We start from the raw sequence: 13086 nt of genomic DNA, 5'->3' as shown, positions 1-13086 counted from the left end.
AATACCTGTAGTCATTGGCTTGCCTCCCCAGTCATTTCTTCACTGCGCATCAGAATTCTTAGTTTGAGCCATTCTGAAAGTGCCTCCGAATAGCGGCACGCTACTTCGGCAGGCAAATTGTGGTCCGAAACCTGGGTGCAATCAGGAGCGTCACCCAAAGTAGGAATTGGCAGGGACAGGCCTGCGGGCCCGCTGCCATCAAGAACACTTTTGTCGAAGCCGGGCATCAGGCTAACGATGCGTGCTCCGTCCGCCTCCAACCAAGCCGCGGCGCTATCAGCACAGTGCTGCAAAGCCTTCATTTCTTGGCTTAGGTTACACATGCGGACGGCCTGCGAGACGCATTGGGTGTCCATGGGCACCGCAAAGCCAACATCGGGGACAAATCCAGAGCAAGCGCTTAGAAAACCGGCGATATCAAATTGAGACAATTCATCGCCGGCCACAGCAGGCGATGCCGCGCTGCCTAGAGCACAGGCCATGGCAGTGACCACGAAATGAATTGATAGTTTCATCTTTGCACCTCCCCTGCCGCCTGTGCCTTCAATTCCTTGCGGATCACCTTGCCGGTCACGGTCATCGGCAGTGCGCCCACGAACGCGACCTCCCGCGGGTAGGAATAATGCGCAAGGCGGTCCTTGACGTAGTGCTGAAGCTCCTGTCCTGACGCCTCCGCCCCCGGTTTCAGCACCACATAGGCTTTGACGATCTCGGTGCGCAGGCTGTCGGGCTTGCCGACCACGCCAACCGTCGCCACCGCCGGGTGGGTCATCAAGCAATCCTCGATCTCTGCCGGACCGATGCGGTAGCCGCCGGAGGTAATCACGTCATCCTCGCGGCCGACAAAGCGCAGATAGTCGCCCTCCCAAATGCCGCGGTCGCCGGTTACCAGCCAGTCGCCGCGGAACTTCTCGGCAGTTTCCACAGGCCGATTCCAGTATTCCAACAGCATCGAGGCCGAGCCGCGGCGGATCGCAACATCGCCTTCCGCGTCCGTTGGATTGCCCGCCTCATCAATCACCGCCAGCTCATGCCCCGGCACCGGTTTGCCAATGCAGCCCGGACGCGGGTCAAAATCCGCTGCGCAGGAGGAGGCAACCATGTTGCACTCGGTCTGGCCATAGAATTCATTAATCGTTACGCCCAGGTGACGCTGGCCCCAGGCGAGCATCTCTGCGCCCAGGGGCTCTCCCCCAGATGCTACCGAGCGCAGACCGTCGAGCCCCTGCCCCGCCGCCTTCAGCAAGCGCAGCGCAGTGGGAGGAAAGAACACATTGCGCACATCTCCCTGACGAATGATTTCGGCGCAAGCCTCCGGCGTAAATTTGTCCAGCCGCGCGGCCACGACCGGCACACCCAGCGCCAGACCCGGCATCAGCACGTCAAACAAGCCGCCGATCCATGCCCAATCCGCAGGGGTCCACAGGCAATCGCCCGGCTGGCCCAGATGATCATGGCTGATGGCCACGCCGGGCAGGTGACCGGAGAGCACCCGGTGACCATGCAGCGCGCCCTTGGCGCTGCCCGTGGTGCCGGAGGTGTAGATGAGCACTGCCGGAGTCTCCGGCGTGGTTTCCGCATAAGGCAGGAGGTGGTCGCTTTGGCCCGTGCTTGCGGACAGGATATCCGCCACCAGCAGCGGTTGCGCCAGTGATCCCAGCTGCGCCGTGCCCCCGCCATCAGTCAGCACCAGCTCCAACCCTGCATCGCCAATGCGGGAGGCCAGCGCATCATGCTGAAACAGCTTGAACAACGGCACGGAAATGGCACCGATTTTCCAGATCGCGAGATGTGCTACGGCGCAGTCGACAGATTGGCTGAGCAGTACACCAACACGGTCACCGGGCTGCACCCGCCGCATCAGATCGCGCGCCACCGCATCGACCATCTGCCGCAGCTCACCATAGCGGATATCACGCCGCGCGCCGGTGGTCAGATCAATGAGGGCCAATTGTTCGTCCGGATGGTCCAGCGCCTGCGCCGCCATGTTCAGGCAGGACGGAAACTGCCATCCGCCATCCGTGCGCAATCCCGGATACAATGTATGTCCCCCCACACCGCTCATGCCAAGACCTTCACGAAACGCATATCAGATATGCAGTTTTTCCCTGCATTCCCAAAGGGAAAGCGGGCCGCTTCTTGATCCAGATCAGTGTTCTGTCGCTGCCCCAGGCGCATACAGCCCTTGCAAACAAACGACCCGACCACGATAGAAGAGGGATAGTCCGAATGACCCGTATGGTTTCCGCCCTGGCTCTTAGCGCTGCACTGGCAGCCCTGGCCGGCCCCGCCCTTGCCCAGTCCCAAGGGGATTGGACCCTTGGCGTCGGTATCGCCAACGTCAATCCGAAGTCCGACAACGGCACTGTTGCCGGCGCGGCTGCGACAATTGGCGACGATACCGCACTGACCTTCACTGCGGAGTATTTCATCCGCGACAACATCGGCATCGAACTTCTGGCTGCCAGCCCGTTCGAACATGATATCTCCTTGAACGGCGCCTATACCGCGACCACCAAGCACCTGCCGCCGACCCTGTCGGTCAATTATCACTTCCCGACACAGACCAAGTTCAAACCCTTTGTCGGTGTTGGTATCAACTACACGACCTTCTTTGAGGAAAGCTCCCCCGCGGGTGTGATCTCGCTTGATGACAGTGTCGGGCTGGCGCTGAACCTTGGCGCGGACTGGCAGATCTCTGATCGCGGCGCACTGCGGGTGAACGTCCGCTACATGGATATCGAAACCGATGTGACCCTCAATGGCACCAAAATCGGCACCGCCGAAATTGATCCGGTCACTGTTGGCTTTGGCTACGTTCACCGCTTCTGATCCTTTTGACGAGTAAAAGACTGAGACGAGTACTTCAGGGAGGGGCGGCGTGCTGAGAGGCGCGCCGCTTTCTCGTTTTTTCAGATGTAACTGCGCATCATAAGCACAGGCCGCCCTATGGACCGCCCAGGCACGAGCGTGGTTACATCTGGCTCATCAATTCACGGCCAATCAGCATCCGGCGAATTTCCGATGTGCCAGCCCCGATCTCCATAAGCTTGGCATCACGGAAGATCCGGCCAACCGGGTTGTCAGAGAGATAGCCCGCACCACCAAAGGCCTGCACCGCCTGATGCGCCTGGGTCATGGCAACTTCGGATGCATAAAGACAGCAAGCGGCGGCATCCTGACGGGTCACGGTGCCCTTGTCGCAGGCTTTTGCCACTTCGTAGACATAGGCCCGCGCGGTGTTCATCGCGGTGTACATATCCGCGATCTTGCCCTGCATCAGCTGGAAGTTCCCGATGGGCTGGCCGAACTGTTTGCGCTCTTTCATGTAGGGCATCATCTCGTCCATGCAGGCCGCCATGATACCGGTGCCGATCCCTGCCAGCACCACGCGCTCATAGTCCAGACCGGACATCAGAACGCGCACGCCCTTACCCTCTTCGCCCAGCACGTTTTCAAATGGCACTTCCACATCCTCAAACACCAGCTCGGCGGTATTGGAGCCACGCATCCCCAGCTTGTCAAAATGCTGCGAGGTGGAAAAACCCTTGAATTCCTTCTCAATCAGGAAGGCCGTCATACCCTTGGAGCCGGCATCTGGGTCCGTCTTAGCGTAGACCACCAGCGTGTCCGCATCCGGACCATTGGTGATCCAGTATTTGTTGCCGTTCAGACGGTAGTGATCATTGCGTTTCTCTGCACGCAGGCTCATCGAGACCACGTCAGATCCGGCACCTGCTTCGGACATCGCCAGCGCGCCAACATGCTCGCCTGAGACCAGTCGCGGCAGGTATTTGGCCTTCTGCTCAGCATTGCCGTTGAGTTTGATCTGATTGACACAAAGATTCGAGTGCGCCCCATAGGAGAGCGACACCGAGGCACTGGCTCGCGCGATTTCTTCAACCGCGACGGTATGGGCCAGATAGGACATGCCAGCGCCGCCGAACTCCTCAGGCACGGTAATGCCGAGAAGACCCAGCTCCCCCATTTCCTGCCAAAGTTCCGCCGGAAATTCGTTTTTCTGATCAATCTCCTGCGCCATCGGGCGGACACGCTCCTGTGCCCAGCGGTGCACCATGTCGCGCAGGGCATTCACATCTTCGCCCAGATCAAAGGTCATGCTTGCGTTGAACATCGTTTTCTCCTGAACCCGTCAGTTATTGAACAGTTGTTCATTAACTGACATATCCCTCGCCCACAGTCAACAACGCCGCGTTGCAGACCTGCGAATTCTTCGCCAAACCGCCCCGCCACAAGCAAGCAGAGCTGGCATGCGCCACACTCATGCCTTACTCAGACGTTAGTAAATCGTTTACCATCGAAAGACATGAGCCCCCCAATGCGCGACCTGATCATCAACGGCACATTTGACAGCGGTTCCGCAAATTGGGGCGGCACCGATCTCGAGACCAGCTACACCGAGAACGCCTACCTCGGGAACGGCTCGTCCAATCGCGTTGCTGAGATGGACGGTCAATCTGGCCAGACCACGGTTATGGAACAATCCTTCACCGTCAACAATCCAATCCAGACCACGCTGACGCTGGACGCGGCACTGCGCACCGCCTCTCTGAATCAAGCTGGAACCGAAGGATTCACAGTTGAAATTCTGGATGCGGGCGGGGCCGTTATTGCATCGATGTCGGTGCTGCCAACCACCAATAGCTTCACCCAGGCCAGCCTGAATGTCGTTTTCCCCAGTGGGGGCCAGTACATGCTGCGCCTGACGGAACTGGGCAGCGACAACAGCCTGGGCGCCGTTGTCGACAATATTTCGTTGATGGTCTGCTTCTGCAATGGCACGCTGATCGAAACGGTGAATGGCCCCCGCGCGATAGAGACATTGGCGCCGGGCGACATGGTCTTGACCGAAAACGGGCCGACGCCGCTGCGCTGGATCGGCAAGCGCAGCGTGTCACCGGCACAGATGGCAGAAAACACCAAGCTCTGTCCGGTTCGGATCGAAGCGGGCGCGCTCAGCCCCGGGCTGCCAAGCAAGCCGCTGCAGGTCTCACGCCAGCATCGCATGCTGATCCGCTCCCGCGTGGCACAGCGCATGTTTGGTCAATTCGAAGTGCTGATCCCAGCCATTCGCCTGACCGCCCTGCCCGGTATCTACGTCAACGAAGACCGCGCAGCCGTCACCTATTACCACATGCTGTTCGACAACCACGAGATTGTGTTTGCCAATGGTGCGCCAAGTGAAAGCCTGCTGGTCACCGAACAGTCGCTCGCGGCCTTGTCGCCCGCCGCACAAGAAGAGCTGAAATTGCTTTTCCCGGATCTGATCTGCAGCACAGGGCGTGGCACCGCAAGCGCCAGACCCATCCCGCCGCGTGCCAGACAAAAGCGGCTTGTTGCGCGGATCGGCAAGAACAATCGCGCTGCGCTGGATGCCATCTGATCAGCCCTTTTGCGCCGCTAACCCAAGCCCAGATTTCTCAGTGCCGAACCGTCAGCCAAGGCCTGCCTGAAACACCGCCGCGACCTCTGCGCGGATGATGCGGGCAATCTGCGCGCAATCCTCCAGCGAGAATGTCAGCGGCACACGCATATCTATTATCCCGTGCAGAATCCGGTCGCTCGCTGGCATCGCAGGGGCATCCGCGTAGCGCCAGCTGTCATAGCGAGAGGTAAAAGCAACCGGTTCCGACGCGCCAAACCACTTCAGTTCGACGCCGCGCGCCGCACAACGGTTGAGAACCTCGGTGATATTCTGATCAGTCCAGTCCAGCAGCAGAAACTGAATGGAAGAGCCGACATAAAGCTCCTCTTCTGGGCGCTCGACCACCTTCAGACCCGGCGTATCGCGCAGGCCCGCCTCGATCCGCTGATATCGGGCATTCCAGCGCTGCACCTGCTGATCAAGATCCCGCAACTGCGGGCGCAAGATTGCGGCGCGCAGATTGTCCATCCGCCCCGAGATGTTCGGCGTCTCATATTTGATGCGCTCAAATACCTCAGGTCCGGGCGCCGCACGATGGCGGGAATAGAGCATATAGGACCCGGAGAGCATAATTGCGCGCGCAGCAATCTCGGGGTCGGAAGTGACTAGCAGGCCGCCCTCGCCTGAGTTCACATGTTTATAGGTCTGGCAGGAATAGCAGCCGACCGCGCCGTGACGCCCAGACAGAACCCCGTTCCAGCGCGCGCCCATCGTGTGGGCGCAATCTTCGATCACGGTCACATCTGCGGCATCGCAAACCGCCATAAGCCGGTCCATGTCACAGAGATGCCCGCGCATATGCGACAGCATCAGCACGCGAGGATGACCTTCGACCGACAATTGTTTTTCCAGATCCTCCAGATCCAACGTCAGCGCCTCAGTGACGCCGACGTAGACCGGATCTGCGCCCACAGCCGCGATTGAACCCGGCACCGGCGCCAGAGTGAAGGCGTTAGTCAGCACCCGGTCGCCTGGCTTCACCCCGACGGACCGCAGGGCAGTCGCCAGAGCATAGCCGCCAGAAGCCACCGCCAACGCGAAGGGCGCTTCCATCTGGGCAGCGAATTCCTCCTCCAGAAGGGTCACTTCGCCCGCCTCATCGCCCACCACATTATAGCGGTGCAAGCGGCCGTGACGCATCACCTCGACAGCGGCCTCAATAGCCTCTTCGGGGATGGGTTCCTGCTGGGTAAAACTACCGGTGAAAATCTCTGTCATCATGCGTTTGTCTGCGTCTGACTGCATAAGGTCAAGCCCCCGGTCCGCGAAGCCAGACTGCCGTTAAAGCGGCAGCAATCGCGCTGCCAGTGCAGGCAGATCCTCGAACCGCTGCAGCAACGCTTCCGGGCGCAGCGCCTCAAGGTCGCCGCCCGACGGACCAAAAGTGACCAGCACCGAAGCGACACCTGCGGCCGCAGAGGTTTTGCGGTCGGTATCGGTATCACCAATCAGTATCGTCCGCTCCGGATCCCCCCCGGCCCGGCGCGCGGCTTCGCGCAGGGGCTCGGGATCAGGTTTGCGCACGGACAGAGTATCGGCCCCCACCAGCGAATGAAATGCGTCACGAACCCCCAGGCTGCGAGTCAGTTTCTCCGCCAATGCTTCAGGTTTGTTGGTGCAGATGCCCACGCGAAATCCGTCGACCTTCAACTGTTCGACCGCCTCCATGGCGCCCGGATACATGACGGTATGGTGGTCAATCGCGTCGCGATATTGCTCCAGCAGAACAGGATAATATTCCTCAACCAGGTCTTCGCTGTAGCGGCCCGCCCGTTTCAATCCTGCGGTCAGCATGCTCTTGCCGCCACGCAGCGCAACGCCTGCATCCTGTGGCAGGTGCAGCAGATCGCCAAGCCCCATCTTGCGAAAACATGCGTTGGCCGCCGAGAGCAAATCACCAGATGTATCCGCCAGAGTGCCGTCCAGATCGAAGATAACCGTTCGCATATCTGCCCTCTCTCGGCGCGTTTTCGCCACCGCTTGTTGCAACCCGCAATCTTGTTTGATGCCGCTTTGCCTTGCGCACCTGCTGTTAGCGGATAAAACGGGGGCGCTGAAAAGACAAAGAGAAAACAACACATGAGCACCGCCCTCGTCATTCTGGCCGCAGGCAAAGGCACCCGGATGAACTCCGACCTGCCCAAGGTTTTGCATCCCATTGCCCACGCCCCGATGCTGGAACACGCGCTATCCGCAGGTCGCGCGCTGACGCCGGAGCGCACCATTGTTGTGGCAGGCCACGGGGCGGACTATGTGCGCTCCATGATGGCCGACATCGACGAAGATGCTGAAATTGTTGTTCAGGAAGAACAGCTTGGAACCGCACATGCGGTGGCACAGACCCGTGATGCCCTGTCCGATTTTGATGGCGATATCGTCGTGCTTTACGGCGACACGCCCTTTGTCAGCGCCGAGACATTGCAGCGGATGCTGGCCGCACGGCAGAGCGCCGATCTGGTGGTCCTAGGCTTTACCGCAGCTGATCCCGCGCGCTATGGGCGATTGCTCATGGATGGCAATAGCCTTGAGCGGATTGTCGAATACAAGGACGCAACTGAGGCTGAGCGGGAGATCGATTTCTGCAATTCCGGGCTGATGGCAGGTAATGCGGCGCAGATGTTTGCGCTGATTGACCAAGTCGACAGCGCCAATGCATCAGGTGAATACTATCTCACTGATCTGGTGGAACTGGCGCGTGCCGATGGGCTGCAGGTCACAGCGGTTTCCTGCGATGAGGCCGAAACCCTCGGCATCAATTCCCGCGCCGATCTGGCCGAGGCCGACCGTGTCTTCCAACAGCGCAAGCGCGCCGATCTGATGGCTGATGGTGTCACGCTGATGGACCCGGAAACGGTGTATCTGGCCTTTGATACTGTCATCGGGCGCGACACGATCATTGAACCCAATGTCGTCTTTGGCCCCGAGGTCACGGTGGAAAGCGGTGTGTTCATCCGGTCCTTTTCCCATTTTGAGGGCTGTCATATTTCGCGCGGTTCCAAGGTCGGCCCCTATGCCCGCCTGCGCCCCGGCGCAGAGTTGGCCGAAAACACCCATATCGGCAATTTCGTTGAAATCAAAAACGCCGAGATCGCCGAGGGCGCAAAGGTCAACCACCTGAGCTATATTGGCGATGCCAGCGTGGGGGCCGAAACAAATATCGGCGCAGGAACAATCACTTGCAACTACGACGGCGTGATGAAGCATCGCACCGAAATCGGCGCACGGGCCTTCATCGGCTCCAACACAATGCTGGTGGCCCCGGTGCGGATCGGCGATGAGGCCATGACCGCAACAGGTGCCGTGGTCACCAAATCGGTTGAGGACGGCGCGCTGGCGATTGCACGCGCTGAACAGAAAAACAAACCGGGTCGCGCGCGCAAGCTGATGGACATGCTGCGCGCAAAGAAAGCCCGTCTGAGCAAAGGAGCCGAATAATGTGTGGCATCGTCGGCGTTCTTGGCAATCATGAAGCAGCCCCCATTCTGGTCGAGGCGCTGAAGCGGCTTGAATATCGCGGGTATGACAGCGCAGGCATCGCTACGGTCAACGGTGGTGCTCTGGATCGCCGCCGCGCCGTCGGCAAGCTGGTGAATCTCTCTGATCTGTTGGTTCACCAACCGCTGGCCGGAAAATCCGGTATTGGCCATACGCGTTGGGCCACTCATGGTGCCCCCACCGTCGGCAACGCGCACCCCCATCAGGCCGGCGGTGTTTCTGTTGTCCACAACGGCATTATCGAGAACTTCAAAGAATTGCGCGAAAAGCTTGCCCAAAAGGGCATCACATTTGCGACAGAAACCGACACCGAAACCGTCGCCCTGCTTTGCCAATCGCTGATCGGTGACGGTAAGACACCAGTTGAAGCGGCGCGTGAAACCGTACAGCAGCTCGAGGGTGCCTTTGCTCTCGCCTTTCTGTTTGAGGGCGAAGCGGACCTGATGATCGCGGCACGCAAGGGCTCCCCCCTTGCAATCGGGCATGGTGACGGCGAGATGTTCGTTGGCTCCGATGCCATCGCGCTAGCGCCCTTCACTGACCAGATCACCTATCTGGAAGAGGGCGATTTTGCCGTACTGACGCGCAACAGCCTTGAGATCCGGGATCAGCGCGGCGCCATCGCCAACCGCGAGAAACGCCAGATCCAGCTTGCCAACGCCCGTGTCGACAAGGACGGTCACAAGCACTTCATGGCCAAGGAAATCGCCGAGCAGCCGGTGGCGATTGACCGTGCCCTGAAGGCCTATATGGACGACGACGGGCAGCTGTCGCTACCGGCTGAACTTGATTTCACCAAGATCGAACGGCTGACCATGGTGGCCTGCGGCACCGCCTTCTACGCTTGCATGGTTGCAAAATACTGGTTTGAGCAGATCGCCCGGATGCCGGTCGAGGTCGATGTCGCCTCTGAATTCCGTTACCGGGAACCGCCGGTGCCAGAGAAAACGCTGGCACTGTTTGTGTCACAGTCAGGCGAGACCGCCGACACACTGGCGGCGCTGCGCTACATGGAGGGCAAGGCCCAGCAGATCGTGGGGCTGGTCAATGTCCCTGAAAGCTCCATCGCGCGGGAAAGCGATGTGATCCTGCCGCTGCACGCAGGTCCAGAAATTTCTGTCGCTTCAACCAAGGCGTTTACCTGCCAGCTGTCGATCCTGTTGCTGCTGGCCCTGCGCGCGGCTGAGCAACGCGGCCTCCCCCTGCCGGACGGGATGCCCGCCGACCTGCGCGCCCTGCCGGGATTGATCCATCAGTCTCTGGCCGCGGAAAAGCAAATCACCGCCTCGGCCCGCGGGCTGGCCGAGGCGCGGGATATTATTTTCCTCGGGCGCGGGCAGTTGTACCCGCTGGCGCTGGAAGGCGCGCTGAAGCTCAAGGAGCTGAGCTATATCCACGCAGAAGGCTATGCCAGCGGCGAGCTGAAGCACGGCCCGATCGCATTGATTGATGAAAAAGTGCCGGTGGTTGTTATGGCACCGCGTGATGCACTGTTCGACAAGACCGTGTCAAACATGCAAGAGGTGATGGCGCGCGGCGGTAAGGTGATCCTGATCACCGATGCCGAAGGCGCCAAAATCGCAGGCGATGGCACCCATGAGGTGATCGTAATGCCGCAGATTCCAGACAGCTTGGCCCCAATCCTTTATGCCGTACCCGCACAGCAAATCGCTTATTACACGGCCATCGCAAAAGGAACTGATGTGGACCAGCCCCGCAACCTTGCAAAATCGGTGACCGTAGAATGAGCGTGTTGACAGTTGAACTGGCTTTGGCGGCACTAGAGGCCGCCGCAGAACCAGCGCGCGCGACCCAGATGGCGGGCTACCACAAGCAGAAACGCCGGGTGTTGGGCGTGCCGAACCCGGTGATCAACAGCCTCAGTCAAGACTGGCGCAAAGCCTTCGGCGCGCAGGATGACGGCCTGACTGCCCGCTGCGCGCTGGCGCAGGAGCTGTGGGCCAGCGATGTGTTCGAAGCACGGATTGCCGCTGCAAAGCTGCTGACCCAGGCGCGGATCAAGGAAGATGCGCCAGTCTGGGATCTGCTGCAAAGCTGGGTGCCGGATTTTGACAGCTGGGCCATTGCAGATCACGCAGCCTCGGCAATACAGAAACGACTTCAGGCACAGCCCGAGCGGCTGGACACCGTAGAGGGCTGGACGTCCAGCGATCATATGTGGACCCGCCGGGCCGCGTTGGTCTCGACCCTGCCGTGGGCAAAACTGCCCAATCCGAAACCTGAAGAGTTGGCCGCGCGTGAACGGATCCTTGGCTGGGCTGCGCGCTACGTGCCCGATCGCAACTGGTTCATTCAGAAATCCATCGCCTGGTGGCTGCGCGATCTCAGCAAACATGATGCCGACCGCTCCCGTGCGTTTCTGGCCGAATATGGCGCGGCGATGAAACCCTTTGCCCGTAAGGAAGCCACCAAATATCTGGCCTCCTCTGATGAGGACACCGCAGATGCATCCGCCACCGAAAATGAAAAATAGCCCGACAGCATAAGAAAAGGCGCAAGGAAGAAATCCCTCGCGCCTTTTCCATATCTTCAAGACGTCAGATCACGCCGCCGGCAGCACCTGCACCTCGACCAGCTCGGTCAATGGCAGACCCAGTGCCCGCATCGCATCAATGGACAACCGGCTTCCGGCTCCGGTATCGCCGCCAATCGGCCGCAGGATCAACGTGACCTCTGTGCCGCGCGGCGAACGCACGCGGGCAGTCTGCGGGCTATCGACCAAAGGCGTCTCCATCCACAGGCCCGATTGCGAGGGGTCGCCCAGACTGGCGACGGTCGACGCGCGCCCGGTATAGCCTGCGGTGACACCGGCAGAGGCAACCTGCCCCCCTGCAGCGTCCAAAGGTGCCTCTTCGACACCCGGTGCAAGCGGCACGGTATTGGCGGTGTCGACGGCTGGTTCCCCGACCGATCCAGCGGTCGTCCGCCCGCCCAGAACCGAGGAATTCCACTGCAACGGGCCACAAGCTCCAAGCAGCACGACAGAAGACAGGATCAAAACAGAATAACGCATAGCGCGACACTAGCTCTCACCTCACGGCTTTGCCAGCGGCAATCCCCGTTTCGGCCAAACTCAGCCCTTGCCGCAAGCCCGCCCCCGCTTTACCTAAGAAGGATGACTGCTCCGCTTATCGATCCCTTCGCCCGCGCCATCACGTATCTGCGTGTCTCGGTCACCGACCGCTGCGATTTTCGCTGCGTCTACTGCATGTCCGAAAACATGACTTTCCTGCCTAAGAAGGAACTGCTGACGCTGGAGGAGCTGGACCGGATGTGTTCGACCTTCGTCAATCTTGGTGTAGAAAAGCTGCGGATCACCGGGGGCGAGCCGCTGGTACGACGCGGCATCATGACTTTCTTCCGCTCCATGACCCGGCACCTCGAAAGCGGCGCCCTGAAAGAGCTGACACTGACCACCAATGGCTCTCAGCTGGAGAAATATGCGCAGGACCTCTACGATGCGGGTGTGCGGCGGGTAAATGTCTCGCTCGACACCATTGATGAGGATAAATTCGCCGAAATCACCCGTTGGGGCCGCCTGCCACAGGTGCTGCGCGGAATTGATGCGGCACAGAAGGCCGGGCTGCGGATCAAGATCAATGCCGTCGCTCTCAAGGGGTTCAACGAAGACGAGCTACCCGCAATCACCAGATGGTGCGCTGAACGCGATATGGATCTCACCTGGATCGAGGTCATGCCAATGGGCGATATCGGGAATGAGAACCGACTGGGTCAATACTGGTCGCTGAAAGACGTGCGCCGCGCCTATGACGATCATTACAGCGTCACCGATCTGGCAGAGCGTACGGGCGGGCCGGCACGCTATGTCCGTCTGGAAGAAACCGGCCAGAAAATCGGCTTCATCACGCCGCTATCGCATAACTTCTGCGAAAGCTGCAACCGTGTGCGGCTGACCTGCACAGGTGAGCTGTACATGTGCCTGGGCCAGGAAGACATGGCAGACCTGCGTGGCCCCCTGCGCGATCATCCTGGCAATGATCAGGCGCTGGAGGATGCGATCCGTGCGGCGATCACATTGAAACCCAAGGGCCATGACTTTGACTATTCACGGCAGAAACTCGACGGGCAAATGCCCCGCCACATGAGCCATACCGGCGGCTGAG

12 protein-coding genes are annotated in these 13086 nt (G+C 59.9%); 6 read left to right on the top strand and 6 right to left on the bottom strand.

Annotated features, from left to right (window positions below; genetic code table 11):
* Positions 1-11: 11 nt before the first annotated feature.
* Together J4721_RS02705 and J4721_RS02700 are read right to left on the bottom strand one after the other, a co-directional pair.
* Positions 12-515 (bottom strand): hypothetical protein, encoded by a 504-nt coding sequence (locus tag J4721_RS02705; RefSeq protein ID WP_211002054.1) that lies wholly within the window; start codon positions 513-515, stop codon positions 12-14.
* Positions 512-2065 (bottom strand): AMP-binding protein, encoded by a 1554-nt coding sequence (locus J4721_RS02700; protein ID WP_211002053.1) that lies wholly within the window; start codon positions 2063-2065, stop codon positions 512-514. The genes J4721_RS02705 and J4721_RS02700 overlap by 4 nt, the downstream gene beginning before the upstream one ends.
* A gap of 164 nt (positions 2066-2229) precedes the next feature.
* On the opposite strand from J4721_RS02700, the gene J4721_RS02695 reads away from it, so the two are divergent.
* A complete protein-coding gene (locus tag J4721_RS02695) occupies positions 2230-2832 on the top strand; it encodes an OmpW family protein (RefSeq protein ID WP_102858189.1) in 603 nt (200 codons plus the stop codon).
* 142 nt (positions 2833-2974) lie between these two features.
* Here J4721_RS02695 and J4721_RS02690 read toward each other — a convergent pair whose 3' ends face one another.
* Positions 2975-4135: an isovaleryl-CoA dehydrogenase gene (locus J4721_RS02690; RefSeq protein WP_014874144.1), complete on the bottom strand. Its 1161-nt coding sequence runs from the start codon at positions 4133-4135 to the stop codon at positions 2975-2977.
* Between the two features lie 204 nt (positions 4136-4339).
* On the opposite strand from J4721_RS02690, the gene J4721_RS02685 reads away from it, so the two are divergent.
* The gene (locus J4721_RS02685; protein WP_211002283.1) at positions 4340-5404 is read left to right on the top strand and encodes a Hint domain-containing protein; all 1065 of its coding nucleotides are present in this window, start codon (positions 4340-4342) and stop codon (positions 5402-5404) included.
* A 51-nt stretch (positions 5405-5455) separates the two neighbouring features.
* On the opposite strand, the gene J4721_RS02680 is transcribed toward J4721_RS02685, so the two are convergent.
* Entirely contained in the window at positions 5456-6664 is a 1209-nt protein-coding gene (locus tag J4721_RS02680) for a DegT/DnrJ/EryC1/StrS aminotransferase family protein (RefSeq protein WP_044040895.1), read from the bottom strand.
* 63 nt (positions 6665-6727) lie between these two features.
* On the bottom strand, positions 6728-7393 hold the full coding sequence (locus J4721_RS02675) for an HAD-IA family hydrolase (RefSeq protein ID WP_211002052.1): 666 nt from the start codon (positions 7391-7393) through the stop codon (positions 6728-6730).
* A 132-nt stretch (positions 7394-7525) separates the two neighbouring features.
* Here J4721_RS02675 and glmU point away from each other — a divergent pair, with 132 nt between their 5' ends.
* From glmU to J4721_RS02660, 3 genes are read left to right on the top strand one after another with little or no spacing between them, the layout of a single operon-like run.
* Positions 7526-8881 (top strand): bifunctional UDP-N-acetylglucosamine diphosphorylase/glucosamine-1-phosphate N-acetyltransferase GlmU, encoded by a 1356-nt coding sequence (gene glmU / locus J4721_RS02670; RefSeq protein ID WP_014874140.1) that lies wholly within the window; start codon positions 7526-7528, stop codon positions 8879-8881.
* Positions 8881-10689 carry a glutamine--fructose-6-phosphate transaminase (isomerizing) gene (glmS, locus tag J4721_RS02665; RefSeq protein ID WP_211002051.1) on the top strand — a complete coding sequence of 603 codons (1809 nt, stop codon included), beginning with the start codon at positions 8881-8883 and terminating at the stop codon, positions 10687-10689. Before glmU ends, glmS begins: the two co-directional genes overlap by 1 nt.
* On the top strand, positions 10686-11435 hold the full coding sequence (locus tag J4721_RS02660; RefSeq protein WP_211002050.1) for a DNA alkylation repair protein: 750 nt from the start codon (positions 10686-10688) through the stop codon (positions 11433-11435). The genes glmS and J4721_RS02660 overlap by 4 nt, the downstream gene beginning before the upstream one ends.
* A gap of 69 nt (positions 11436-11504) precedes the next feature.
* On the opposite strand, the gene J4721_RS02655 is transcribed toward J4721_RS02660, so the two are convergent.
* Complete coding sequence (locus J4721_RS02655; RefSeq protein ID WP_102869702.1) at positions 11505-11975, bottom strand: hypothetical protein; 471 nt, start codon at positions 11973-11975, stop codon at positions 11505-11507.
* A 102-nt stretch (positions 11976-12077) separates the two neighbouring features.
* Here J4721_RS02655 and moaA point away from each other — a divergent pair, with 102 nt between their 5' ends.
* Positions 12078-13085 carry a GTP 3',8-cyclase MoaA gene (gene moaA, locus J4721_RS02650; protein ID WP_014874137.1) on the top strand — a complete coding sequence of 336 codons (1008 nt, stop codon included), beginning with the start codon at positions 12078-12080 and terminating at the stop codon, positions 13083-13085.
* Position 13086: the final 1 nt, after the last annotated feature.

This window comes from Phaeobacter sp. HS011, assembly GCF_018101215.1.
GTDB classification, from domain to species: Bacteria; Pseudomonadota; Alphaproteobacteria; order Rhodobacterales; family Rhodobacteraceae; genus Phaeobacter; species Phaeobacter inhibens.
The sequence above is the reverse complement of the archived record's forward strand: the minus strand, read 5'-3'. Positions and strand labels throughout refer to the sequence as shown.